Annotated in this window: 21 protein-coding genes; 10 read left to right on the forward strand and 11 right to left on the reverse strand. The window is 66.7% G+C overall.

The annotated features are described in order from the left end of the window. From AC07S4_RS15995 to AC07S4_RS16030, 8 genes are all read left to right on the forward strand, one after another. On the forward strand, window positions 1-810 hold the full coding sequence (locus tag AC07S4_RS15995; protein ID WP_494987583.1) for a substrate-binding periplasmic protein: 810 nt from the start codon (window positions 1-3) through the stop codon (window positions 808-810). Beyond that, on the forward strand, window positions 810-3,977 hold the full coding sequence (locus AC07S4_RS16000; protein ID WP_494987584.1) for a hybrid sensor histidine kinase/response regulator: 3,168 nt from the start codon (window positions 810-812) through the stop codon (window positions 3,975-3,977). The genes AC07S4_RS15995 and AC07S4_RS16000 overlap by 1 nt, the downstream gene beginning before the upstream one ends. 7 nt (window positions 3,978-3,984) lie before the next feature. Further along, window positions 3,985-5,112: a response regulator gene (locus tag AC07S4_RS16005; RefSeq protein ID WP_494987585.1), complete on the forward strand. Its 1,128-nt coding sequence runs from the start codon at window positions 3,985-3,987 to the stop codon at window positions 5,110-5,112. A gap of 38 nt (window positions 5,113-5,150) precedes the next feature. Further along, on the forward strand, window positions 5,151-5,771 hold the full coding sequence (locus AC07S4_RS16010) for a hypothetical protein (RefSeq protein WP_494987586.1): 621 nt from the start codon (window positions 5,151-5,153) through the stop codon (window positions 5,769-5,771). 94 nt (window positions 5,772-5,865) lie between these two features. Next, window positions 5,866-6,624 carry a GNAT family N-acetyltransferase gene (locus AC07S4_RS16015; protein ID WP_494987587.1) on the forward strand — a complete coding sequence of 253 codons (759 nt, stop codon included), beginning with the start codon at window positions 5,866-5,868 and terminating at the stop codon, window positions 6,622-6,624. Between the two features lie 2 nt (window positions 6,625-6,626). Further along, entirely contained in the window at window positions 6,627-7,118 is a 492-nt protein-coding gene (locus tag AC07S4_RS16020; protein WP_494987588.1) for a molybdenum cofactor synthesis domain-containing protein, read from the forward strand. Window positions 7,119-7,186: 68 nt separating this feature from the next. Beyond that, on the forward strand, window positions 7,187-7,657 hold the full coding sequence (locus AC07S4_RS16025) for a nuclear transport factor 2 family protein (RefSeq protein ID WP_494987589.1): 471 nt from the start codon (window positions 7,187-7,189) through the stop codon (window positions 7,655-7,657). A gap of 17 nt (window positions 7,658-7,674) precedes the next feature. Continuing rightward, window positions 7,675-8,232, forward strand: coding sequence for a TetR/AcrR family transcriptional regulator (locus AC07S4_RS16030; protein ID WP_494987590.1), 558 nt, complete (start codon window positions 7,675-7,677; stop codon window positions 8,230-8,232). Here the strand turns inward: AC07S4_RS16030 and AC07S4_RS16035 are convergent. From AC07S4_RS16035 to AC07S4_RS16080, 10 genes are all read right to left on the reverse strand, one after another. Next, window positions 8,229-9,794 (reverse strand): methyl-accepting chemotaxis protein, encoded by a 1,566-nt coding sequence (locus AC07S4_RS16035; protein WP_494987591.1) that lies wholly within the window; start codon window positions 9,792-9,794, stop codon window positions 8,229-8,231. The genes AC07S4_RS16030 and AC07S4_RS16035 overlap by 4 nt on opposite strands. A gap of 93 nt (window positions 9,795-9,887) precedes the next feature. Further along, a complete protein-coding gene (locus tag AC07S4_RS16040; protein ID WP_494987592.1) occupies window positions 9,888-12,605 on the reverse strand; it encodes a DEAD/DEAH box helicase in 2,718 nt (905 codons plus the stop codon). After that, window positions 12,598-14,493, reverse strand: a complete 1,896-nt coding sequence (locus AC07S4_RS16045; RefSeq protein ID WP_494987593.1) for a hypothetical protein — start codon at window positions 14,491-14,493, stop codon at window positions 12,598-12,600. The genes AC07S4_RS16040 and AC07S4_RS16045 overlap by 8 nt, the downstream gene beginning before the upstream one ends. After that, a complete protein-coding gene (locus AC07S4_RS16050) occupies window positions 14,490-15,914 on the reverse strand; it encodes a hypothetical protein (RefSeq protein ID WP_494987594.1) in 1,425 nt (474 codons plus the stop codon). The genes AC07S4_RS16045 and AC07S4_RS16050 overlap by 4 nt, the downstream gene beginning before the upstream one ends. Before the next feature lie 131 nt (window positions 15,915-16,045). Further along, complete coding sequence (locus tag AC07S4_RS16055) at window positions 16,046-16,333, reverse strand: hypothetical protein (protein WP_056404796.1); 288 nt, start codon at window positions 16,331-16,333, stop codon at window positions 16,046-16,048. A gap of 172 nt (window positions 16,334-16,505) precedes the next feature. Then, window positions 16,506-17,189, reverse strand: a complete 684-nt coding sequence (locus AC07S4_RS16060; protein WP_494987595.1) for an ABC transporter ATP-binding protein — start codon at window positions 17,187-17,189, stop codon at window positions 16,506-16,508. A gap of 6 nt (window positions 17,190-17,195) precedes the next feature. Continuing rightward, entirely contained in the window at window positions 17,196-17,990 is a 795-nt protein-coding gene (phnE, locus tag AC07S4_RS16065; protein ID WP_494987596.1) for a phosphonate ABC transporter, permease protein PhnE, read from the reverse strand. Then, entirely contained in the window at window positions 17,987-18,841 is an 855-nt protein-coding gene (locus AC07S4_RS16070; RefSeq protein ID WP_494987597.1) for a PhnE/PtxC family ABC transporter permease, read from the reverse strand. The genes phnE and AC07S4_RS16070 overlap by 4 nt, the downstream gene beginning before the upstream one ends. 8 nt (window positions 18,842-18,849) lie before the next feature. Beyond that, complete coding sequence (locus AC07S4_RS16075) at window positions 18,850-19,680, reverse strand: phosphonate ABC transporter ATP-binding protein (RefSeq protein ID WP_494987598.1); 831 nt, start codon at window positions 19,678-19,680, stop codon at window positions 18,850-18,852. 13 nt (window positions 19,681-19,693) lie between these two features. Continuing rightward, window positions 19,694-20,560 (reverse strand): putative selenate ABC transporter substrate-binding protein, encoded by an 867-nt coding sequence (locus AC07S4_RS16080; RefSeq protein ID WP_494987599.1) that lies wholly within the window; start codon window positions 20,558-20,560, stop codon window positions 19,694-19,696. A gap of 145 nt (window positions 20,561-20,705) precedes the next feature. Between AC07S4_RS16080 and egtD the strand changes: the two genes are divergently transcribed. Together egtD and egtB are read left to right on the forward strand one after the other, a co-directional pair. Further along, entirely contained in the window at window positions 20,706-21,716 is a 1,011-nt protein-coding gene (gene egtD / locus AC07S4_RS16085) for an L-histidine N(alpha)-methyltransferase (protein WP_494987600.1), read from the forward strand. Between the two features lie 11 nt (window positions 21,717-21,727). After that, window positions 21,728-22,939, forward strand: a complete 1,212-nt coding sequence (gene egtB / locus AC07S4_RS16090; protein WP_494987601.1) for an ergothioneine biosynthesis protein EgtB — start codon at window positions 21,728-21,730, stop codon at window positions 22,937-22,939. Here egtB and AC07S4_RS16095 read toward each other — a convergent pair. Further along, on the reverse strand, window positions 22,936-24,057 hold the full coding sequence (locus AC07S4_RS16095) for a 3-oxoacyl-ACP synthase III family protein (protein WP_494987602.1): 1,122 nt from the start codon (window positions 24,055-24,057) through the stop codon (window positions 22,936-22,938). The genes egtB and AC07S4_RS16095 overlap by 4 nt on opposite strands. Window positions 24,058-24,061 lie beyond the last annotated feature (4 nt).

Below are 24,061 nucleotides of genomic sequence, written 5' to 3' on the forward strand. Positions count from 1 at the left end.
ATGATGGGCAGCCGCCGCGCCAAACGGACGCTGGCTGCCCTGGCCTGCTGCGCCATGGCTGCCGCCGCCGCCCAGGCTGCGCCCCCGGTGGAGACCGTCACCCTGTGCTTTGAGCGTGCCAACGTCACCCCCTGGCGCACCGAGCAGCTGGGCGGCCTGAATTTCGAGCTGCTGCGCATGGTGGAGCAGCGCCTCAACATCCATTTCGATTTCCAAAGCGTGCCCTGGAAGCGCTGCCTGGCGCAGCTGCAGGCCAACGCCTACGACGGCGCCTTCGCCGTCAGCTATATGCCCGAGCGGCGCGCGCTGGGCGTGTTTCCCGGCACGGACGGCGCCGGCTCAGGCAGCGCGGACAGCGCCAAGCGCATGCACGTGGACCGCTACATGCTGTTGCGCCGCAAGGGCAGCGCCGTGGAGTGGGACGGCAAGGCCTTGCGCAAGCTGCAAGGGCCGGTCGGTTTCCAGCTGGGCTATTCGGTGGGCGAGGTGCTGCGCGGCCTGCATGTGGAGGTGGACGAAGGCAGCCAGCGCGCCGACGAACTGGCGCGCAAGCTGATACTGGGCCGCCTTGGCGCGGCAGCCATGGGAGGCAGCGACACCGCCGCCATCATGCGCGGCCCGCTGGCGGCACAGCTGGAAGTGCTGCCGCTGCCGCTGATCGAAAAACCCTATTACCTGGTGCTGTCGCACGGTATGGCCGAACGGCGGCCGGAGCTGGCGCAGCGCATCTGGACGGCCATGGCGCAGGTGCGCAACAGTCCGGCCTACAAGAAAATAGAACAGGCGGCGCTGGAAGGCGGGAACAACTGATGCGCCGCTACCTGCTCAGGGCCTGGCGCGAAGATATCCTGCTGCGCCTTGCCACGGGCATCTTGCTGGCGGTGGTGCTCACCACGGCGGTCTACACCACCTACGCCGCGCACACTCTGCGCGCGGAAGCGGAGCAGCACCTGCGCGAGCGCGCCGACCACCTGGCCAGCGTGCTGGCGCAAACCCTGGCGCGCCCGCTGTTCGACATCAACAGTGCCGCCGTTGCCGGCGTGGTGGACGCCATGCAGGCCAGCCCCGAAGTGCTGGACCTGAGGGTGCTGGCGCCGGGCGGCGAGGAGCTGGCCCGCCTGCACGCCGGGCGCGGCGCAACCGCGGACGCCATCCACGTGCGGCGTGCCGTCGAATTCGAGTACGGCAAGCGCAACTACCCGGTCGGCACGCTGGAGCTGGCCTTCTCGCGGCAGCAGGTGGACCTGCAGCTGCGGCGCCAGATCACCCACACGGTGGTGGCCAACCTGCTGCTGGCGCTGGCCATCGTGGTGTCCATCCTGCTGGTGGGGCGCAAGGTGATCGGGCCCTTTGCCGACATCCAGAACGCGCTGGAGAAGCTGACGGCGGGCGAGGCGGACATCAAGCTCTCCGGCATAGACCGCGCCGACCAGGTTGGGCGGCTGTCCAAGGCCGTGTACAGTTTCCGCGACACGCTGGCCCGGCTGGGCCAGGCCGAGCACGAGCTGCGCGAGCTCAATAGCCACCTGGAGCTGAAGATCGCCGAGCGCACCGCCGAACTGACCCGCGCGGTGCAGCTGGCCAGCGACAGCCAGAAACAGCTGGTGAAAGCCAACCAGGCGGCCGAGGCGGCCAATGAGGCCAAGTCCGAATTCCTGGCCAATATGAGCCACGAAATCCGCACGCCCATGAGCGCCATTATCGGCATGGCCTACCTGGCCCTGCGCACCGGGCTCACGCCCAAGCAGCACGACTATGTGAGCAAGATCCACCGCGCCGCCATGTCGCTGCTGGCCATCATCAACGACATCCTGGACTTCTCCAAGATCGAAGCGGGCCGGCTGGAAGTGGAGCACGTGCCGTTCTTCCTGGACGACGTGCTGGCCAACGTGGCCAGCGTCACCAGCCAGCTGGCGGCGGACAAGCGGCTGGAGTACCTGTTCCACGTGCCGCCGTCCATACCGCGCCACCTGGTGGGCGATCCGCTGCGGCTGGAGCAGGTGCTGATCAACCTGGTCAACAACGCCGTCAAGTTCACGCCTGCGGGCGAGCTGGAAATGACCTGTATGCGGCGCGACGCGGCGCCCGGCGAGCATACCGCGCTGCTGCGTTTCTCGGTGCGCGACACCGGCATCGGCATGACGCCCGAGCAGATGGCGAAACTGTTCCAGGCCTTCAGCCAGGCCAACGGCTCCACCACCCGCGAGTACGGCGGCACCGGCCTGGGGCTGTCGATTTCGCAGCAGCTGGTGCGGCTGATGGGCGGCGAGATCGCCGTGGAGAGCGTGCCGGGGCAGGGTTCGGTATTCAGCTTCGACCTGGAATTCCCGCTGACCGTGCAGCCCGACCATCCCGAAGTGGCGCCCGCCGCGCTCAACGGCGTGCGCCTGCTGCTGGTGGACGACAGCCCGGTGGCGCTGGAAATCCTGGCCGAGTCCATGCGCGCGCTGCCGCTGCGCACCGATACCGCCGCCAGCGGAGCCGAGGCGCTGGCCTGCATCGCGGCGGCCGACAAGGCGGACGATCCCTACCGGCTGGTGCTGAGCGACTGGCGCATGCCGGACATGGACGGCGTTGAGCTGGCGCGCAGGGTGCAGCAGGACGCGGCGCTGCGCGAGCGGCCCCGCATTGTGCTGGTGACTGCCTTCGGGCGCGAGGAAGTGCAGCACGAGGCCGAGCAGGCCGGCGTGGTGGCCTTCCTGTTCAAGCCTATCGGGCAGTCGGCGCTGGTTGACACGCTGGTGTCGCTGCTGTCGCCCGGCTTCACCCAGCGCGGCGCGGACCGCAGGTCGGAGCGGGACCGCCGCCTGGGCGACCGGCGCAACGGGCAAGCGCCCGCCGCCGAGGCCCTGCCGGGCCAGCGCTACGCCGCACGCGTGCTGCTGGTGGAGGACAATGCGGTTAACCAGCAGATCGGCGCGGAGTTGATGGCCACGCTGGGCATCTGCGTGGACATGGCCGGCAACGGCGAACAGGCGCTGGAGATGCTGCGCGAGGCCGGGCCGGAAGGCTACGCGCTGGTGCTGATGGACCTGGAGATGCCGCTGCTGGACGGCCATGCCGCCACCCGGCGCCTGCGCGAGGACAAGGATTTCGACGCGCTGCCGGTGGTGGCGATGACGGCCCACGCGCTGCCCGATATCCGCGAGCGCTGCCTGGCCGAAGGCATGCAGGACTATGTCACCAAGCCGATAGAGCCGGACCGGCTCTACGCCGTGCTGGCGCGCTGGCTGGGCATTGCCCGCCTGGCGCCGGCGCAGCCGCCGGCCACGGACACGGCGCTGGCGCCCGGCGCGGCGGAGCGCTACCGCGCCGCCGGCCAGCCTCCCGCCGTCCCGCCCGTGCTGGAAGGATTCGACACGGCGCTCGGCCTGTACCACGTTGCAGGCAATGCCGCGCTATACCTGCAGCTGCTGGACAGCTTTCGCCAGTCCCAGGCCGGAACGGTAGCCGAAGTGCAGTCCGCCCTTGCGCGCGGCGACAGGGACGAGGCGAGCCGCATCGCCCATACCCTGCGCGGCGTTGCGGGCAGCCTGGGCGCAACCGTGCTGGAACGTGCGGCCGCCGGGCTGGAAGCCGTCCTGGCGCAGCACGGGGCCGCGCAGGACGGGGCCGCGCAGGACGGCGCGCCCCAACTGGCCGCCGTGGAGCAGGCCCTGGCCGGTGCGCGCGCCGCGCTCGACCGCCATTTCCTGACCGTCCCGCCGGCGCAGCCGGATGCCGTCAACGGCGCCGGCCCAGGCAGCGGCGCGGGCGCGTCCCTGGCCGACGCCGTTGCCGCGCTGCGCAAGCTGCAAGCGCTGCTCGCCGAATTCAGCGGCGACAGCACCGACTGTTTCGACAGCGCTCGCCCCGCGCTGGCCACGCTGCTGTCGCAGTCCGCAATGGACCGCCTGGCCGCATACATGGCACACTATGACTTCGCCGCCGCCAGCCAGTTGCTGGCCGCCGCAGCCAACCAACTGGATCCTGAATGAACGCCATATGAACGCCAAACAGACCGCCCGCCCAGTTATCCTGATCGTTGACGACACGCCGGATAACATCACGCTGCTTTCCAGCCTGCTGAAAGACAAATACCTCACCAAGGTCGCCAAGGACGGCGCCACCGCGCTGCAGATCGTGGAGGCTTCCAAGGTCGACCTGATCCTGCTGGACGTGATGATGCCCGGCATGGACGGCTACGAGACCTGCCGCCGCCTCAAGCAGAATCCGGCCAGCGCGGACGTCCCGGTCCTGTTCCTGACCGCCAAAAGCCAGCCCGAGGACGAGGCGCTCGGCCTGCGGGCCGGTGCGGCCGACTACCTGACCAAGCCTATCAGCCCGCCCATCCTGTTCGCGCGCGTGGCCACGCACCTGAAGCTGCGCGCCGCCAACCTTAGCCTGAAAGCGGAGAACGCCGCCCTGGAGAGCCTGGTGCAGGAGCGCACCGGCCAGCTCTCGCTGCTGCACGACGCAACCGTCATGGCCATGGCCACGATGGCGGAAACGCGCGACAGCGAGACCGGCAACCATATCCGCCGCACGCAGAACTACGTGGCCGCGCTGGCGCGCAAGCTGCAAAACCATCCGCGCTTCGCCGCCGAACTGACCGACGAGAACATCACGCTGCTGTACAAGTCCGTGCCGCTGCACGACATAGGCAAGGCGGGCATGCCGGAGGCCATACTGCTCAAGCCGGGCAAGCTGGACCAGGACGAATTTGAAATCATGAAGCTGCATGCCGTGCGCGGGCGCGACACGATACGCCAGGTGGAGGAATACATCGGGGGCAGCAACGGCTTCCTGACCTACGCCCGCGAGATCGCGCATTCGCACCAGGAGAAATGGGACGGCTCGGGCTATCCGGAAAAACTGGTGGGGGAGGCGATACCCTTGTCGGCGCGGCTGATGGCGGTCGCCGACGTGTACGACGCGCTGATTTCGCGGCGTCTTTACAAGCTGCCGTACAGCCATGCGGAGGCGGTCGAGATCATGCAGGACGGGCGCGGCAGCCATTTCGACCCGGACATTCTGGACGCTTTCCTCGCCATTGAGGCCAGTTTCGCCGACATTGCGGCGCAGTTCAGGGATGCTGAAAATGGCAAGAACGAGCACGCCGGCGAAAAATAGTATATATTGTTTATATTGTTGAATATTCTGGAGTTAAAATGAACAAAGCTGTTAGCGCTGTCAAACCGGCGGAAACCTCCCCGAAAACCGTGGCCGCCCCTGCCGCCGCCCCCAAGGCTGCCGCCGCCAAGGCCAATGGCGCCAAGCCGGCCGCAGTGAAAGCCGTTGCCGCCAAGGCAGCACCGAAGGCCGCAGCCGCCAAGACCGCAGCACCAAAGCCTGCCGCAAAGCCTGCCGCCGCCAAGGCCGCAGCCCCGAAAGCAGTAGCCCCTAAAGCCGTCGCTCCTAAAGCCGCCGCTCCTAAAGCAGCCCCGAAAGCAGCCCCTAAAGCAGCTGCGAAAGCAGCGCCCAAGGCCGCCGCCCCGAAGGCCGCAAGCCCTAAAGCATCCCCCGCCAAAGCCGCCAAGCCCGCCGAAGCGCCGGCCAAGGATAAAGCGCGCAAGGAAAAACTGGTGCGCGACAGCTTCACCATGCCGGAAACCGAATACGCGGTGCTGGGCCATGTGAAGAAAGCCGCCCTGAAAGCCGGTTTCGAGATCAAGAAGAGCGAACTGCTGCGCGTTGGCGTCGCCCTGATCAGCAAGATCGACATGGCCACCCTGAAAGGCGTGCTGGCTTCCCTGCCGCAACTGAAAACCGGCCGCCCGAAAAAGGCCTGAGCCGTTGCATGTAACCAAAGTGACATAGCTTTGTCACAGTCTTGAAGTATTCCCCGGCTACGCTTGCTTCGTTCTCAACTCACAAGGACGAAGCATGCAACAGCCTATCTTACAGACGGAAATCCGCACTTCCTCCGCCAAGCTGTCGCTCAGCATGGCCAGCACGGCCGAGGAGCTGCGCGAGGTGCAGCGCCTGCGCTACAAGGTCTTCATCGAAACGATGGGCCTGACCGCGCTGGCCAGCGAAGACGGCCTGGACAGCGACGAGTTCGACGAACACTGCGACCACCTGATCGTGCGCGACACCAACACCCTGCGCGTGGTGGGCACCTACCGCCTGCTGAGCGCCGCGCGCGCCCACAAGCTGGGCCGCGTCTACTCCGAGAATGAATTCGACCTCAGCCGCCTGAACAATGTGCGCAGCCGCATCGTGGAAGCGGGCCGCGCCTGCATCCACCCGGACTACCGTGGCGGCAGCGTCATCATGCTGCTGTGGTCCGGCCTGGCCGAATACATGCGCCGCGAGCGCTGCGACTTCCTGGCCGGCTGCGCCAGCATCAGCCTGGCCGACGGCGGCCACAACGCGGTGGCGGTGTACACCTCGCTGGCGGCCAAGCATATGGCGCCGGTGGAATACCGTGTCACCCCGCACCTGCCTTTCCCCTACAGCAAGCTGGAAGCCGCGCAAAGCCCCCAGGTGCCGCCGCTGCTCAAGGGCTATATGCGTTCGGGCGCATGGATCTGCGGCGAACCGGCCTGGGATCCTGATTTCGAAAGCGCCGACCTGTTCCTGCTGATGCCGCTCGCCAACCTGGACAGCCGCTACGCCCGCCACTACGGCGTGGAGGGCTGAACGTGGCCGAAGCAATCAGCCTGCGCTGCGCGGTGCTCAGCGTGAGCAGCGCGCACGGCGCGGCCAGGGACGGGGCAGGGGAGCTGCTGGCCGCGCGCGCGCAAGCGGCCGGGCACAGCGTGGTGCGCCGCGTCTGCGTCGGCGACGGCGTGGACGAAGTGCGCCGCATGCTCAGCGACTGCATCGCCGACCCCGAGATCCAGGTCGTGCTCAGCTCCGGCGGCAGCGGCTTCGCACGGCGCAATGCCGTGCCGGAAGCGGCGGCCGGCCTGCTGGAGCAGGAAATACGCGGCTTTGGCGACGTGCTGCAGCACCTGGTCTACAGCGCCGTCGGCAGCACCATCGTGCAATCGCGCGCGCTGGCCGGCTACGCCAACGGCACCCTGGTGTTTTGCCTGCCGGGCGTGGTGGGCGCCTGCGCGCTGGCCTGGGACCGCATTATCAGCGCCCAGCTCGCCGTCCCGTTCCGCAAAAACAGCTTGCATACGGCCTGAACACGGATTATATTGATTGTACTGATCGGTACATTTCGTACCGATCGGAACAACCATAGGAATCCGCCATGTCTATCCGTCCGCCTCTGCCCCCGTTTACCCGCGACAGCGCCATCGAAAAAGTCCGTCTGGCCGAAAACGGCTGGAACACCCGCGACGCCGAAAAAGTCGCACTCGCCTATACCGAAGACAGCTGGTGGCGCAACCGGGGCGAATTCGTCCAGGGCCGCGCCGCCATCGTCGGCCTGCTCAAGCGCAAATGGACGCGCGAGCTGGACTACCGCCTAGTGAAAGAATTGTGGGCCCACGACGGCGCCCGCATTGCGGTTCGCTTCGCCTACGAATACCATGACGACTCCGGCCAGTGGTTCCGCGCCTATGGCAACGAAAACTGGGAATTCGACGAGAACGGCCTGATGCACCACCGTCACGCCAGCATCAACGAAACGCCGATCAAGGAGTCGGAGCGCAAGCTGTTCTGGGACGCCAGCGGCCCGCGCCCGGCCGACCACCCCGGCTTGACGGCGCTGGGCTTCTGACAGCAACAGGAATAGCCATGGCAAGAATGATCGCAGAGCGGGCCGATGTGGTGCCGCTGGTGGCGGAGGTGTTCCGCGCCTTCGGTTTCGAGGGCGCCAGCCTGGCCCGCATCACCGAAGGCACGCGCCTGGGAAAGGGCAGTATTTATAATTTCTTTCCCGGCGGCAAAGAGGAAATGGCGGACGCCGTGCTCGGCGAAATCGACGCCTGGTTCCGCCTGCGCGTGTTCGAGCCGCTGCACGAAGGCGCCGACCCGGCGGCCGGCATCGCCAATATGTTCGACGAGGTGGAGCGCTACTTCCTGTCCGGCCGCAAGGTCTGCCTGGTGGGCGTGTTCGCCCTGGGCAACGAGCGCGACCGCTTCGCCGTCCGGGTGCGGGACTATTTCGCGGCGTGGATAGACGCGCTGGCCAGCGCCCTGGTGCGCACCGGCATGGACGGCGCGCAGGCTGCGGCGCTGGCCGAGGAGGTGGTGGGCGGCATCCAGGGCGCGCTGGTGCTGGCCCGCGCCCTCGACCGCCCCGAGCTGTTTGTGTCCCGGCTGCAGCGCATGCGCGCGCAGCTTCAGGTTTAGCGCGCCAGCCTGAAGATGCTGACGGCCTCCGCCAGCTGCTCGGCCTGATCCTGCAGCGACGCGGCGGCGGCCGCCGCTTCCTCCACCAGCGCCGCGTTCTGCTGCGTCACGTCTTCCATTTGCGCAATGGCGCCGTGCACGTTCTCGATGCCGCCTTGCTGCTGTTCGCTGGCGGCGGCGATGTCGGCCATGATGCCGGTGACGCGGCGCACGCTGTCCACCACGTCCACCATGGTCCCGCCGGCCTGGCTCACCAGCTTGCTGCCGCTGGCCATTTTCTGCACCGAGTCGTCGATCAGCTGCTTGATTTCGTGCGCGGCGGTGGCGCTGCGCTGCGCCAGGCTGCGCACTTCGCCGGCCACCACCGCGAAGCCGCGCCCCTGTTCGCCGGCGCGCGCCGCTTCCACGGCGGCGTTCAGCGCCAGGATGTTGGTCTGGAAGGCGATGCCGTCGATGACGCCGATAATGTCCACGATCCGGGCCGAGGAGGCGTTGATGGCGGCCATGGTGTCCACCACCTGCGCCACCACCGCGCCGCCCTGTTCGGCGATGCCGGAGGCGGCCTGCGCCAGCTGGTTGGCTTCGCGCGCGTTGCCGGCGTTGCTGCGCACATGGTCGGTCAGCGCCTGCATGGCCGCCGTGGTCTGGCCCAGCGAGGCGGTTTGCTGTTCGGTGCGCACCGACAGGTCCAGGTTGCCGGCGGAAATCTGGGCCGCGCCGGTGCCCAGCGTGTCCACCGCCGATTTGATGCCGGAGACGGTGCGCGCCAGCCGCTCCTGCATGGCATGCATGTCGGCCAGCAGGCTGCCGCTGTCGCCGGCGCGCAGGGCGATCGGCACATTGAGCCTGCCGGCGGCGATTTCCTTGCACACGCTGGCCGCGTAGTCCGGTTCGCCGCCCAGGCGCTTGAGCAGGCCGCGCAATATCACCACCGCCACCGCCACGGCCGCGCCCAGCGACAGCAGGAACAGCGCCAGCAGGCCGGCGTGGGCCGAGTCTATGCTGGAGCGGGCCGCCACTTCGTCGTCTTCGGTGCGCTTGACGGCGAGCTGCACCACCTCGTCGACGGCCTTGCGGTGCTGCTCGTACTGCGCGCCCATGCGCGCCAGCGCGGCGCTGGCGGCGTCCCGCTCGCCGCTGCGCAGGGCGGGCAGGTAGCTGTCGAAGGCCAGCGCGTAAAAGGCCAGCGCCGGCTCGTGCGCCCGGCGCAGCAGGATGTCGCCCAGCGTGGCGTCCAGTCCGGCTTGCTGCCAATAGCTGTGGCGGGTGTCGTAGTCCTTCTTCAGCGCCTGCAGGCGGGCGGCCAGCGCCTGCTGCTCGGCGCCGCCGGCGGCACGGTCCAGCTGTAGCGCTACCAGATAGGACTCGATGATGTATTCGGGCGGCGGCAGCACGTCCGCCACCAGGTCCTTGTTCTGGACAATATTCTGGTACAGCGGTCCGTTCACTTTCAGTTTGCTGAGCGTATGGAAGGACCAGTAGCCGTAGGCGGCGAAACCAAACACGAAAATGCCGAGGAGCAGGGCGAAACGGTGCGAGAGCGTGAAGCGAGGGGGTTGCATGCCTGGTATGGAATCAAGAGAAACCATCAGTATATGCTGAAAGTGAATTAGCTTATGCGGAATTTGACGATTGCAACCTGCCACGGCGCATGGTCAGAAGCGCGCCTCATACGGATCGGGCCGCTGTTCGGCGCCGCTTGCGGGGGTGCGCAGGTATTGCTTCCACTCACCCGGTGCAAGAGTGGTGTCGATGGCCTTGTCGAAGGCGTCCTGGACGCAGAAATCCATGGCCGCCTCCACGCCGTGTTTGTGGCGGACGAATGAGCCGACCTGGTCTTCGTCGAACGAGCGCTCCAGATAGGGGAAATGGATGTCCAGCGTGGTGGACCCAGGCTGCGCCAGTTCCTTGTAGACGCGGCCGAACAGGCGATCCACGCGTCCCACGCGCTGCTCATTGTCGCCCGGCGTCCATGCGATGCCGTAGTGGTGCACCTGGCGGCATTGCAGATGCAGGTTCACGCCTTCCTGGAACACGGAGGTGGCCACCAGTACGTTGGGGAAGAAGGGGCTGTTGAATCCGATAATGAGGCGCTCGCGGTCGCCCGAGGCGCCGCTGGCGTACCAGGCCGGGTTGTGCATCTGCGTGAGGACGCTCCACTTTTTGTTGTGGTCGGCAGGCTTGTAGCCTGCGATTTTCTTGCACAGCGTCTCGAAGCTGGGCAGCGCTTCGCGGAAATAGGCCAGCATCAGCGAACCGGGCATGCGGCGCCTGGCGTATGCCACAAACATGCGGTAGCGCTCGGGCGCGCTGGCGTGCTCATAGCTGCTGTCCCTCTCCGTCCGCTGTTTCTGCCACTGTTCGAGCCGGAAACGCGTGAACCAGCAGTACAGTTCTATCATGACCGGGCTCGCCTGCAGGAAGCCTTCGCGCAGGTAGTTGGCAAAGTTTTCCGCCACGCCTATGCGGCCTTGCCAGCCATCCAGTATCTCGCGTTCGCCGCCGGTCAGCAGCGGATAGATCAGGCCCCAGGCCGTTTCCAGTTCCTGCGCGGCCGGCGCGATCCGCGCCGGCACATAGTGCTCGGGCGCCTGCGGTGCGCCGGCGAGCTTGTGGCGGTGCAGGCGCGTGTCGCGCGCAGCGGTGGCATACAGGCTTTTGTGGCCGTCGATGCTGTCGTAGCAGGCGCTGTAGCCCGCGCTGCGGTAATCGGCCGCCGGTTCCAGGAATAGCGAAAAGACCGACTCCGGCTTGCGGAAGCGCAGCCGCACGTTGGCGCAGTCGGTGCGCTCGTTGCCGCCGTCTTTGCCGTCCTCCTTGCCGGCGTTGCGCTTGACCACGAACAGGTTGGCGACCACCGAGCCCAGCCTGTCGTCGTGCGGCGCGGCCGGCTGCTCCGCGCCGGCATCGTCCAGCGCGGGCGGCGCTTCCGGCGGGACGCCGCGTTTGCTGTACCGCTCGGTGACTTCCCTGGTCAGCGCCGCAAAGCCGGCGCGGCTCCATTTGCTGTTCTTCCAATTCTGCGCGGCCGGGTCGTCCGCTTTCAAGTCCCATGCGTCAAGCAGGAGCGGAATGTACAGTTCATCATAGGCGCGGTTCACGCGCTGTGTGAGCTCGCGCACGGAGGGGATGCGGCGCACAAATACCAGGTGCTTGTTGTGGTGCAGGGGCACATCCGCATCCAGCAAGGCGCGCGGCGCCAGCCTGGCGATGGTGGCGTCGTACTTGGGGTGGTCAGGCAGGCGGCCGAACAGGCCGTAGAACTCGGCCGACATGGCGCCGAGCAGTTGGGAGTCGGGCGCCTCGTGGAAGTCCTTGCCGCCGGCGTCGCCGCCTGCCGCCTGCGCCTCGGGCAGCGTGCCCGGTCCCAGCGATTCGAAGCCTTCCAGATAGCCGTACAGTATCTTGCGGCCCAATTTTTGGCCCAGGCGTTTCTGGTAGAAGGCGAAGAACAGCTCGGACAGCGCGTTCGCGCCGAAGCTGGCCGGTACAGCCAGTTCGCGCCGGTAGCTGTGCTTGGTGACATGGTTGTTGTCCGGCCCAGGCATCAGCCGCAGGCGGCGCAGGGCGTAGCGCCGCAGCAGTTCGGGGGCGGGCTGCTGCGCGATGTCCTTGAAGAAGCCGAGAATGTTGCGCACATCCTGCATGCCTTTGTGGCTGGGCGTGGCGGTCAGCAGCAATGCCTTGCGCGCCAGCGGCGCGGCGGCCTTGCCGAAGAAACCTTTGCCGGCGGCCACGCGCTGCGAGCCGCCGTTGATGTTGCGGAAATAGTGCGCCTCGTCGATCACCAGCAGGTCGAAGCCGCCGGGCAGCGCGGCGTGGATGTCGAGGCGCAGGCGTTCGGCGATGCGCTTGGCCCTGGCCGCCGCATTGTCTTCGCTGTCCCCATCGGCCCCATCGCCATCGCCCAGCATGCTGAGCGAGTGGGTGGTGACCAGGAAGAAGCGTTTGTCCGCATCGCGCACCTGTTCGCACAGCGCGGCGAGATTGGCGCAGATGGTGGCGGCGCCGGCAGCGGCCGTGTCGGCCGCAACGGGCGGCCGGCAATGCTCCAGCAGGAACTGCTGGTGCTCGTTTTGCCAGTGCCTGCATATGCTCCGGTTGGGCGCCATGACCAGCACGCGTGCCTCCGGCCTGGCTTGCCATAGCAGATGCATGACGCCCAGCGCCTGGAAGGTCTTGCCCATGCCTACCTCGTCGGCAAGCAGCGCCAGGCCTTCGCGTTCGAGCAGCCGGCACAGATAGGCCACGCCCTCGGCCTGCTTGTTGGCCATCGATACGTGGCCCGGCTGGTACTGCCACGCCGGCGACGCCAGGTCGAAATTCATTTCCTGGCTGATTTGTTCAGGGCGCAGGGTGCTCCAGTCACGCATAGCTGCATTCTTTCCGTATCAGTTCCATGTAGCGGGCCGCGTTGCCGTCGGGCGCGGCGGTGGCCAGGCGCAGGCTGTCCAGCTCCAGCGGCAGATTGGCCCCCAGCGCGGCGGCCTTCTGCTGCGCGGCGAGCAGCAGCGTGTTGAATTCCTGGACCAGGAACCAGTGGTAAATCGCATTGCCGCCTTCGGGATGCTGCTGGATTTTCTCGTGCAGCTCCTTCACGCAGCCGGGACGCGCCAGCACGCAGATGTGCAGGCTGACGGCGTTCCCGCACTCGGCGATCAAGCTGCGGAACTGGCCGAAGGCATGGAACAGGCGGAAGTAGCTGGACAGGGCAGCGTTGGACCGCGGCTCCAGGCCGGCTGCGTCGCCGCCATCCAGTTCCAGCGCGGCTTCCGCGCGCAATTCGGTGGCGGGGCAGCTGGCCGAGTCGAAGCCCAGCACCAAGGCCTCGAGCAGGTCGTCCAGCGACGCAAAGCGCTCGCCGCGGCGCAGCTGCGCGTGCTGTTCATTCACGATGCCGCGCGCCACCGTGTCGCCGTCCAGCTCCACGGTGTAGTAGCGGTTGGTGAGGATGCGCTGCGGCTCCGGCACCGGGTAGTGCGCTTGCGCCGGCACGCCAGGCGCAAGCGCGATGCCTGGCAGGTCGGGCAAGTGCAGCACGTAGTCCGCTGCGCCGCCGCCCTCCAGCCAGTCCAGCCGGACGCTGTAGCCCAGCGTGCGCCAGTCGAAGGAGACGGCCAGGTCGAACGGAGGCAGCGGCGGCACCTGCAGATCGTCGGCGAGCAGCTGCGCCGGGCTGCAGAAGTGGTTTTCGTCCACGGGGATGACGGCGCCCAGCGCGTGCTGGAAATCGGGCGGGTCGGGCAGCAGCATGCCGGCTTCGATATTGCTGTCACGGCCTTGCAGCTGGGCGCCCGGCATGGAGCAGTTCCAGGAACCGATGGCGATCGCGTGCGGCGTGAGCCACACCTTGGCGTGGCTCATCTTGATCCTGTCGTCCTGGCGCGCCTGGTGGTTGCCGGCGTGGAAGGCCAGCCGGCCATCCTGCAATTGCGCGGCCAGTGCGCCGCTCCAGCCGGTGCGGATCTGGCCGGTATCGTTGCGGTCGGCCACCACGCTGACCGGCATGCCGGGGCGGCCCGCCGCCCGGCGCGCCGCGTCCAGCATAAACGCCAGGTCGTCGGAGAAGTAGGGCGACCAGACGCCCAGCCTCTCCATCGGCGTGTCCGGCGGCTGGTGCGCCGCCAGTTGCGCCAGCAGTGCGGCCGGCTGGAAGCTGTGGCAGAACGACCAGCCGATGTCCTCACCCCACAGCCTGGCGGCAAGCGCCGTCTCCGGCTGGCCCGCGGCGGCCAGCAGCGGCGCGAAGAAGGCCTGCACCTGCGCCGCCTGCGCTGCGCTGCTGATCTTGCGGAAGACGAATACCTCCTGGTTGTTGGCCCAGCCGCCCACGGACAGGTTGGCGCTGCCGCAGCCGAGTATGGCGCCCTCGGCGCCTTCAATATAGATGACCTTGGGATGGAACAGGCTGGCCGCTCCGAAGCCCAACCGTGGCGGCGAAATGGCCGTCACGGCCAGCGAGGTGCGCTTGCGTTCGACGCTGTTGAACAGCATGCGGCGGTCGGCGAACACGCGCAGGTCGAGCGGTGGCGCGGCGGCGCCGGCATCCGCATCGGCGTTGCCGGCGGCGGCCAGCCGCAGCGCCAGCTCCTGCTGCATCTGCTCGAACTCCATCGCGGAGCGCGGCGTCTCCATGCCGAGGATGGCCGGCAGCAAATGGGTCTCGACCAGCTCGATGCCCATGTTGAAGGTGGTCAGGAAGACGCGGCGCGGCGGCCCGGTTTTGTCCAGCTGGCGCTGGAATTCGTCCAGCAGCTTCATGCGGCGACTCCGCGCAGGCCTTGGGCGAACTGCTTGAATTCACCGAGGTAGTAGCCGTGTATCCAGGCGCCGGGAGGGCGTTTTTCCGCAGCGGGCGGTTTGCTGGTGCGGACCGATACCGCGTAAGCCCCGGCCGCGTTGACGTTCAGCCAGGCGCCCTGTCCGCGCTGCTGCATGATGCTGCCGTGGTAGCGCAGCAGGTGGGCCAACTGCGCTTCCAGGTCCGGACAGGCGGCAATCTCCAGCAGTTTCCTCAGGCGGCGCTGCGCGGTGCCAGGCAAGGACTGCATCAGCTGCGGCGAGGACTGCAGCGCGGCGGCCTGCGCGGGCAGGGTGAAGCTGGTGCGCCCGTAGCGGTTCCAGTCCTCTTCTATCTGCCGCATGCTGCTGTGCGGCCGACGCAGCGCCAGCTGGAACAGCAGGTCCAGGTCCGCAATGAAGGGCTCCACCTGTTCTATGTGGCGGATGGGCAGCAGCGCCGCTTCCAGTTCGGCGCTGCCGGATGCTGCCGGGGAGGCTTGCGCCATCGCCGCGCGGGCCTGGGCCAGCACCAGGCGCGGCGGCTGCGCTGCGCCGGCCTTGCCCGCGCCGTCCAGCTGCGCCAGGACCGCCCCGGCGATACCGCCACTCAGGCCGGTGGCTTCCAGCCAGAAGCCGCGCGCATAGCCGCCAACGTGGGCAGGCGAGCGGAACGCGTCCACGTAGGCGAGCTTGAGTTCGGAATCCACGCTGTCGAGCGGCATGGAGAGCGGCTGTCCGGGCTGCAGAAACCGGCGCAAGTGCGCCAGCAGTTTGCTCTTCAACAGCGACAGTTCGGGCACGGTGCGGACCAGGGCGTCGGCAGCCGGCCACAGGCCCGGAGGCTGTTTGGGCAGCTGGTAGCGGTAGGCCCGGTCGAAGAAGCGCATTTCTATCATGGGCGTCTTGTAGCGGCCGCTCACCCCGAGCAGCAATTGGCGGCGCAGGATCTGGTGCGCCTGGCTGTGGCCGAATCCCAGCGCCACGGCGCCCGCTTCACGCAGCTTGCGGCGCGCCTTGGAAATGCCCAGCACGCCGCTGGCCTGGGCTGCGGAGCCGTGCTGCGCCATGGCGTAGGTGAACAGGTTTTCAAAATGGATCAGGCAGCTGTTCTTGAAGGCCAGGCTGTCCATGCTGTCGGGCAAATCGAGCGCGGCATATTGCCGGGCGATGGCGCCGTGGTCCGCCAGCGCGCGCACCATATGGTGGTGGAACAGGTTCAGCGTGTAGCTGCGCACGTCATAGGAAATGGAGCTGATGCGGTTGTTGAAGATGCGCTGGCCCAGCGCCGCCCAGATGACGGTCAGTCCCAATGGATCGGTGTTGCTGTCGCCGCTGATGGCGTCGTTGTACTCGGTGAAAAAGTCGCGGATTTCCAATGGCGCATTCCTGATACTGGACATGCAACATTCTATACGGAAACAGGTGGGGGCTTGGGAGGGGGATTGCTGGAAGGGTAACAGCGGGGGCTAGGCTGTAGATTGGCGCCGGTGACCGCGATGCCGGCGCCTGGCATTGCACGACCGGAATTCGGTCAATGCATCGAGGCAGTCGATAGATCTTTTAGTTCGCGTATGCTCAGTTCGGATTTTTCGTGCATACGCAGCAAAATGGTGGCTCCGACAGCCAGTTTCCGGTGTCGGATTTTGCTGATGATAGGAGGTTGTACCTCCAGTACGCGGCAGAGTTCAGCATCATTTTTGAGGTGCATTTTCTCTATCAGCGTATCGAGCAGCTTGTTGGGCACAAAGCTGGAGGGTTCCAACGCCCTTGCTCGATTCATTGCCTCGATCAGTTCCAGTTTCTTTTGCCGCACGCTCATTTTTTCCTCCTTAGTTAGAAAACGTGGATAGATTGGCGTCTCCTGGCTTGTGTTCTACCGCCCAAACGGCGTAAACAGGCGGATCAACTCAACTATTAATAACCAAGCAAGTTGTATGTATGATACTGCAACGGTAGATTATTGGTAGGTCTAGGACAAAAAATATTCTTATTTATTGAGCAAACCGGTTGACGGATGTTGTTTCCTGTAGTCCCGAGCTGGTCAGCACGAGCGTGCGGTCGGCCATCGCGGCGGCGGCATGGGAATGGGTCACCATGATGGTGCAAGCGCCGCTGGATTTTATTTCGTTGCGCAGCAGCAAAAGTATGCCGTGCGCGGTTTCCGGATCGAGATTGCCGGTGGGTTCGTCCGCCAGCACCAGGGCGGGCCGGTGCACCAGCGCGCGGGCGATGGCCACGCGCTGCAGCTGGCCGCCGGACAGCTGGTGCGGGTAGTCGCCGCCGCGCCCCTGCAGGCCGACCGCCGCCAGCATGTCCAGCGCGCGCTGCTGCGGCAGGCCGTTCAGCAGCAGCGGCAGGGCCACGTTTTGCAGCAGGGTCAGGTGCGGCAAAACGTGGAAGGCCTGGAAGACAAAACCCATTTTCCGGCGCCGCAGGCGGGTGGCGGCGTCGTCGTCCAGCGCGGACATGGCCACGCCGTCCAGCACGATGGGGGCCTCGGCCGCCGTAACCATATCCGGCTGGTCCAGGCCCGCCACCAGATTCAGCAGGGTGGACTTGCCCACCCCCGATTCGCCCATGATGGCGACAAATTCGCCGGCGCGGAACAGCCAGCTCAGCTCGCTTAGCACCGGACGCCCGGCATAGGTCTTGGACAGCTTGTTCAGGGCGAGCATGGACGGTCAGCGGGTGAGGGCGCGGCGGGTGGCGAAGCTGGCCGCATCCACCAGCGCCACCAGCAGCAGCATGGCGACGATGACGGTGGCCGCCGCCTGCATCTGGAATAGCGACAAATGGTATTTCAGCATCTGCCCCAGCCCGCCCGCGCCCACCACGCCGAGGATGGCGGCGGCGCGGATATTGTTCTCCCACCGGTACAAGGTGTAGGACAGCATTTGCGGCAGCGTCTGTGGCAAGGTGGCGTACAGGAAGGCCGCCATGGGCGCGACGCCGTTGATGCGCAGGCTTTGCTCCGGCAGCGGCGCGGCGTTTTCCAGCGCGTCGGCAAACAGCCGTCCCAGCACGCCGGCGGTGTGCACAGCCAGCGCCATGGTGCCGGCGAACGGCCCCAGCCCGGCGGCGATCATCAGGATGGAGGCCCACACCAGTTCCGGCACCGAGCGCAGCACGTTGAGCACGGCGCGCACGGCGGCGCGCGCGGGACGGCCGAAGCGGCCAGCGCCCGGCAGTGCCAGCAGCAGGCCGCCGGCCACCGCCAGCAAGGTGCCGAGGGCGGACATGGCCAGCGTTTCCAGCGTGGCGTTGGCGGTCTTGATCAGGAAGGGCGCGGCCAGTTCCGGCGGCGCGAAGCCGGCCAGGAATTCGCTGCTGCTGCGCACCGCGTCGGCGCTCAGCAGGGCCGACCATTTGAGCGGCAGGGTGGCGAAACTGGCGGTCACCAGCACAGCCAGGGCCAGCGCCATCAGCCAGGCGGACCAGGAGCGCGCGGGCGGGGTAGGCATACCGTTTGGCGTCATCCCAGGCGCCTCCGCAGGTATTTCGACACCAGGTCGGCGGCCGCCACCAGCAGCACGAACACCAGCAGCATGGACGACACTTCGCCGCCCGTCATGGCCTTCATGGATTCGTCCATGCGCTGGCCCAGGCCGCCGGCGCCGACAAAGCCCATCACCACCGAGCCGCGAATGGCGCACTCCCAGCGGTACACGGTGTAGGACACCAGCTCTGACGCTGCTTCCGGCAGCGCGCCGTACAGCAGCGCCGCCAGCCTGCCGCTGCCGTTGGCCAGCAGCGTGTCGGCCGCGTGGGCGTCGGACGATTCCAGGATTTCGGCGTAGACCTTGCCCAGCATGCCGCAGTAGGTCAGGGCGATGGCCAGCACGCCGGCCGTCGGCCCCAGGCCGACGATGCGCACGAACAGCAGCGCCCACACCAGCTCGGGCACGCTGCGCAGCAAAATCAGCAGCCAGCGCACGGCCTGGCGCAGCAGGCGCGAAGGTAGCGCCATGCGGCCGCTGCCCAGGCGCGAGATCGACAGGCGTTCGGTCACCAGCAGCGTGGCGGGGATGGCGCCCAGCAGCGCGAGCGTGAGGCCGGCGGTGGCGATGGCGATGGTGAGCCAGGTCTCGCGCAGCAGCATGGCCAGGAATTCGGCGTCGTGCGCGGGCGGCACGAAGCCGGCCAGGAAGCGGCCGGTGGCCGTCAGGCTTTGCCAGTCGAGCAGGTCGAAGGGCTTGAATTCGCTGGCCACTACCATGGGCCAGAGCACAATCAGGGCGACCACGGCGAACGTCACCCGGCCGCGCCAGGCGGGGTCGGGATGGCGGTCGGCCGGGCTGGTATAGGGGACAGCGGGGAGATTGCGCATACGGTGTTTCAGAGGCAGGCGCCGATGGCCAGTTTTTCCGCCGACTCGTGCAGCGACGGCGCGTTGGCCGGCGGCTGCTCGCCCAGATACAGTTCGGCGATCATGGCCTCGGTGACCTGCTCGCGCGGCAGGTCGAAGGCGATGCGGCCCTGTTTCAGCGCCACGATGCGCGGGAAGTTGGCCAGCGCCAGTTCCACCTGGTGCAGGCTGCACACCAGCGCGGCGTTGCGTTCGCGGGCTTCCTGCTGCAGCGTGGACAGCGTCAGCTGCGACAGCGCGGGGTCGAGCGCGGACAGCGGCTCGTCCACCAGCAGCGCCTGCGCGTCCGACAGCAGCAGGCGGGCCAGGCCGCAGCGCTGGCGCTCGCCGCCGGACAGGCGGTCCACGCGGCTATACAGCTTGTCGCCCAGGTTGAAGCGGGCCAGCGCGCGGTAGGCCGCTTCCGGCTCGTCCGGCTTGACCAGCGAACGCAGGGCGCGCCACAAGCTCCAGTGCGGCAGGCGCGCGGCCAGCACCGCCGTCACCACGCGCTGGCGCGGCGGCAGCGGCGGCGTTTGCGGCGCCAGGAACAGGCGCGCGCGCAAACGGTGGCGGGCGGCGTTGTCCAGCGCCCACGGATCGGCGCCGAAGGCCGTGTAGCGGCCGCCGTCGCCCGATTGCGGCTGGTGGTTGCAGGCCAGCGTGGCCAGCAGCGTGGTCTTGCCGGCCCCGGAAGGGCCGATCAGCGCAAGCTGCTCGCCCGGCGCGATGGCCAGGTCGATGGCGTGCAGCGCGGGCGCGCTGGCGGCGCCGATATGGCGCACCGTCAGGCGCTCGAGCAGGTACAAAGGAGCGGACATGGGACTCTTCAGCTTATTTCTTCAGCAGGCCCGCGTTGACGGCAGCAGCTTCGATGGCGGTGTAGTTCTCGGCCTTGGTCGGAATGAACCTGGAGGCGCGCTGCAGGTCCAGGATGGCCTTGTCTTCCGGCTTGGAAGGATCCAGCGCCAGGAAGGCGTCGGTGATCTTCTTCTTCAGTTCCGGGTTCATGTCGGCGCGCACGGTCCAGTTGTAGTCGTAGTAGCCGGGGGTGGTGTAGAACACGCGCACGGCGGCCGGATCGACCTTCTTCTCGGCCACCAGCTTTTCCCATACCGAGATGTTCAGCGCGCCTGCATCCACCTTGCCGCCGGCAACCGCCGCCACCGTGGCGTCGTGCGCGCCGGAGAAGGCGATGCGTTTCAGGTCGGTGTCCGGATTGATCTTCGCGCCCAGCAGGAAGGAGCGCGGCATCAGGTGGCCGGAGGTGGACGACTCGGAGCCGAAGCTCAGGGTCTTGCCTTTCAGGTCATCGAGCTTGTTGATGGTTTTGCTGGTGGTGACGAACACCGAGCGGAATTTCTCGTCCTCGGCGCGCTGCACCAGCGGCACCACCTGGCCCTTGCTGCGGTCCTTGGCTTGCACGAAGGTGAAGCCGCCGAACCACACCATGTCCAGCTTGTGGTTGATCAGGCCTTCCACCGAGGCGGCGTAGTCGGTCACCGGGGTGAACTCGACCTTCATGTTCAGTTTCTTCTCCAGGTACTCGCCCAGCGGCTTGAACTTGCGCTGCAGTTCGGTCGGCGCTTCGTCCGGAATGGCGGACACGCGCAGCACTTGCTGGGCAGGCGCCTGGGCGGCGGCGAACAGCATGCCGGCGGCCATCAGGGATTGGACGAGTTTCAGGGGAGAAAATTTCATGGACAGGCCTTGTAAAGAATGAATGGTTGCAGGTGGGGCTGGCGTAGCGTGGCACCCCGTGTTTGATATTCAGCTATGATAGCAAATCTGTCATCGGCAGCAGCGGCGGTGATAGCCGATCAACTTGCCTGAGCACACTATGCCTATGTCCCGTACCGCGGCCATCCGCGTGATTTCGCCCGAGATTAGCAGCCGGCCAGCCAGCGTTCCTGCCGGCAGCCCGGCCACCATCGCCGAAATCGGCAGCGGCTTGCTGGCGGAGCGCGCGGCCACTTCGCCCAAGTATTTATATGACAGTCTGGGTTCCAAGCTGTTCGAAGCAATTTGCGAACTGCCCGAATACTATCCCACGCGCACCGAAGCGTCCATCTTTGAGCGCTACGGCGGCGAAATTGCCCAGGCGGTGGGGCTGGGCTCCACGCTGATTGACCTCGGCGCGGGCAATTGCGCCAAGGCGGCCAGCCTGTTCCCGCTGCTGCACCCGGCGCAGTACGTGCCGATCGACATTTCGCGCGACTTCCTGAACGAGGCGGTGAGCCGGCTGCAGCAGCGTTTCCCGCACATAGAAATGACGGCGCTGGGGCTGGATTTCTCGCGCAGCTTCCATTTGCCCGCCAGCGTGCGGCCCGAGCGGCGCGTTTTCTTCTACCCTGGTTCGTCGATAGGCAATTTCGCGCCGTACGAGGCGATCGCCTTCCTGCGCCGCATGCGCGCCAACGAGCAGGGCGACGGCGGCCTGCTGATAGGCGTGGACCTGGTCAAGGACGGCGCCGTGCTGGACGCGGCGTATGACGACGCGATCGGCGTCACGGCGTCCTTCAACCTGAACATGCTGCGTCACCTGAACCACCTGACAGGTTCCGATTTCGACGTCGCGCAGTGGCAGCACCGCGCCTTCTTCAATGCGGAAGAGAGCAGGGTGGAAATGCACCTGGAGGCGCGCGAGGCGTTGACGGTGAGCTGGCCGGCCGAGGGGCGCGAGCGCTACGAGCGCCACTTCGCGCGCGGCGAGCGCATCCACACCGAGGACAGCTACAAATATACGCGGCGCGGCTTCATCGACCTGCTGCAGGAAGCCGGCTTCGCCGCCACGCATACCTGGACCGACGGCGCGGAATGGTACGCCGTGGTGCACGCCCGGGCGATAGGTGAATAGGTGAATAAACCATGCAAATGAGCGGCCCCGCGCACTGGATTGCGCGCTACAACTCGGTGCGCGAACACTCGCTGGCGCTGGCCGAGCCCTTGTCGGACGAGGATTGCTGCGCCCAGTCCATGGCGGACGCGAGCCCCATCAAATGGCACCTGGCGCATACCACCTGGTTCTTCGAGACCTTTATCCTGGAGCGCATGGAGGCGGACTTCGAGCCCTTCCATCCGGCGTTCCGGGTGCTGTTCAATTCCTATTACAACGGCATATGCGAAAAGCACCCGCGCCCGCAGCGCGGCCTGCTCACGCGGCCCTCGCTGGCCGAGGTCAAGGCTTTCCGCGCCAATGTGGACGCGCGCATGGCTCGCCTGTTCGGCCTCGCGCTGGATGGGGCGCAGCGCGCGCAGCTCGAGATGCTGGCCACGCTGGGCCTGGAGCACGAGCAGCAGCACCAGGAGCTGATGCTGACGGACGTAAAGCATTTGCTGGCGCAGAATCCTTTGCAGCCGGCGTATGCGCAGCAGGCCGGGGCCCGCAGCGACGCCGGCGCGCTGGAGTGGGTGGCCTTCGACGGCGGGCTGGCCGATATCGGCTACGGCGGCGACGGTTTTTGCTTCGACAACGAACTGCCGCGCCACCGCCAGTATGTGGCGCCGTTCGCGCTGGCTTCGCGGCTGGTGAGCAACCGCGAGTACCTCGCCTTCATCGAGGCGGGCGGCTACGAGACCGCGTCGCTGTGGCTGGCCGAGGGCTGGGACTGGGTTTGCACCCAGGGTTTGCGCATGCCGATGTACTGGCGGCGCGGCGAGGCGGAGGGGCAGTGGCAGGAGTTCACGCTGGCGGGATTGCAGGCGCTGGACCTGGACGCTCCGGCCACGCATTTGTCGCTGTTCGAGGCGGACGCCTACGCCCATTGGTGCGGCGCGCGCTTGCCGACGGAGGGCGAGTGGGAGTTCGCCGCGCAGCACCCGGCACAGGAGCAGGGCGGGCTGAGGCAGATGTTCGGGCATTGCTGGCAATGGACCAGCAGCAGCTACGCGCCATATCCCGGCTACGAGACCGCTCCCGGCGCGCTGGGCGAATACAACGGCAAATTCATGCTGAACCAGTATGTGCTGCGCGGCTCGTCTTGCGCCACGCCGGCCGGGCACGCGCGCGCCAGCTACCGCAACTTCTTCCCGGCCGGCGCGCGCTGGCAGTTCACCGGCATACGCCTGGCGCGGCGTTAAAGATTGACCAGGGTGCCGGTTTCGCTGTGAAGATTGTCGATATCGTCTTCGAAGTAGGAGGTGCAGGTGCCGATCTTGAAGACCCTGGTGTTGTCCAGGGTGACGACGCCCACCCCCAGCGACAGGCCGATGCCGAATCCGCACACCGATATCGTTTCGTTCGCCACGCCATCGGCATCCCTGGCGTACCAGTCGCATATGGTCAGGGGGATGGTGGCCGCGCCGGTGTTGCCGTAGCGGTCTATGCTGACCGGCATTTTGTCTTCCACGATGCCGACGCGCTTGGCCACATTTTTCATGATGAAGATATTCGCCTGGTGTAGCACATGGCGGTCGATCTTGTCGTAGTCGATGCCGAAATCGGCCTTGAAGTCCTTGACCAGCTTGGGCACTTCCGTGATGGAGAAGCGGAACACGTCGGCGCCGTTCATATAGCCGTCGTAGTCGCAGCGTGACACATCCGGTTCACGCAGGGTGCGCTCGGACGAGCCGACGCGGTGCCGGTAGCCGCCGTAGGGAACGATCAAGGCGCGGTAGCCGGAACCTATCGTCCTGAGCTTGAAGTAAGCCGGGGCGGTGCTGGCCGTGTCCTTGTCAATCAGTATGGCCGAGCCCGCGTCGCAGGACAGCATCACCAGGCCCTTGTCCTCCGGCGAGCAGTGCTTGCTCACGGTGTCGCCGCACAGCAGCAGCACCCGGTTGATGCCGCTGTTGCTCAGATAGGACAGCGCGGCGTTGAGCCCGTACACGAATCCCGAGCACGCCAGGTTGATGTCGTAGGCCATGCAGTCGACGGACAAGCCCAGGCGCTCCTGCAACACGCAGGCGGTCGAGGGTGCGACGTAGTCCGGCGTCTGGCTGACGAACAGCAGCACGTCGATGGAATCGCGCGCGATGCCGAGCCCGTTGATCACCGTATTGGCGGCGTGTTCGCACAGGTCCGAGGTGGTGGTTTTTTCATCGGCCACATAGCCTTGCAGCACGCCCACGGCCTTGATGATTTTCTCGACGTAGCTGCTGCCGTATTTGTCGGCAAAGGAATGGCTCGAACGCAAATCCTTGGGCACACTGCTGGCGATGGCGGCAATGCGGTAATTGGAGAAGGTCAGATTTGCCATTGTG

The organism is Pseudoduganella sp. GW821-FHT05F09 (genome assembly GCF_059419605.1).

What these genes read in the sequence shown, in the direction of transcription:
- AC07S4_RS16040 (WP_494987592.1), bottom strand. Translation starts at nt 12,605, where the DNA reads ATGCGTGACTGGAGCACCCTGCGCCCTGAACAAATCAGCCAGGAAATG.
- AC07S4_RS15995 (WP_494987583.1), top strand. Translation starts at nt 1, where the DNA reads ATGATGGGCAGCCGCCGCGCCAAACGGACGCTGGCTGCCCTGGCCTGC.
- AC07S4_RS16010 (WP_494987586.1), top strand. Translation starts at nt 5,151, where the DNA reads ATGAACAAAGCTGTTAGCGCTGTCAAACCGGCGGAAACCTCCCCGAAA.
- AC07S4_RS16045 (WP_494987593.1), bottom strand. Translation starts at nt 14,493, where the DNA reads ATGAAGCTGCTGGACGAATTCCAGCGCCAGCTGGACAAAACCGGGCCG.
- AC07S4_RS16070 (WP_494987597.1), bottom strand. Translation starts at nt 18,841, where the DNA reads ATGCGCAATCTCCCCGCTGTCCCCTATACCAGCCCGGCCGACCGCCAT.
- AC07S4_RS16015 (WP_494987587.1), top strand. Translation starts at nt 5,866, where the DNA reads ATGCAACAGCCTATCTTACAGACGGAAATCCGCACTTCCTCCGCCAAG.
- AC07S4_RS16075 (WP_494987598.1), bottom strand. Translation starts at nt 19,680, where the DNA reads ATGTCCGCTCCTTTGTACCTGCTCGAGCGCCTGACGGTGCGCCATATC.
- AC07S4_RS16005 (WP_494987585.1), top strand. Translation starts at nt 3,985, where the DNA reads ATGAACGCCAAACAGACCGCCCGCCCAGTTATCCTGATCGTTGACGAC.
- AC07S4_RS16050 (WP_494987594.1), bottom strand. Translation starts at nt 15,914, where the DNA reads ATGTCCAGTATCAGGAATGCGCCATTGGAAATCCGCGACTTTTTCACC.
- AC07S4_RS16025 (WP_494987589.1), top strand. Translation starts at nt 7,187, where the DNA reads ATGTCTATCCGTCCGCCTCTGCCCCCGTTTACCCGCGACAGCGCCATC.
- egtB (WP_494987601.1), top strand. Translation starts at nt 21,728, where the DNA reads ATGCAAATGAGCGGCCCCGCGCACTGGATTGCGCGCTACAACTCGGTG.
- AC07S4_RS16000 (WP_494987584.1), top strand. Translation starts at nt 810, where the DNA reads ATGCGCCGCTACCTGCTCAGGGCCTGGCGCGAAGATATCCTGCTGCGC.
- egtD (WP_494987600.1), top strand. Translation starts at nt 20,706, where the DNA reads ATGTCCCGTACCGCGGCCATCCGCGTGATTTCGCCCGAGATTAGCAGC.
- AC07S4_RS16035 (WP_494987591.1), bottom strand. Translation starts at nt 9,794, where the DNA reads ATGCAACCCCCTCGCTTCACGCTCTCGCACCGTTTCGCCCTGCTCCTC.
- AC07S4_RS16095 (WP_494987602.1), bottom strand. Translation starts at nt 24,057, where the DNA reads ATGGCAAATCTGACCTTCTCCAATTACCGCATTGCCGCCATCGCCAGC.
- phnE (WP_494987596.1), bottom strand. Translation starts at nt 17,990, where the DNA reads ATGACGCCAAACGGTATGCCTACCCCGCCCGCGCGCTCCTGGTCCGCC.
- AC07S4_RS16060 (WP_494987595.1), bottom strand. Translation starts at nt 17,189, where the DNA reads ATGCTCGCCCTGAACAAGCTGTCCAAGACCTATGCCGGGCGTCCGGTG.
- AC07S4_RS16055 (WP_056404796.1), bottom strand. Translation starts at nt 16,333, where the DNA reads ATGAGCGTGCGGCAAAAGAAACTGGAACTGATCGAGGCAATGAATCGA.
- AC07S4_RS16080 (WP_494987599.1), bottom strand. Translation starts at nt 20,560, where the DNA reads ATGAAATTTTCTCCCCTGAAACTCGTCCAATCCCTGATGGCCGCCGGC.
- AC07S4_RS16030 (WP_494987590.1), top strand. Translation starts at nt 7,675, where the DNA reads ATGGCAAGAATGATCGCAGAGCGGGCCGATGTGGTGCCGCTGGTGGCG.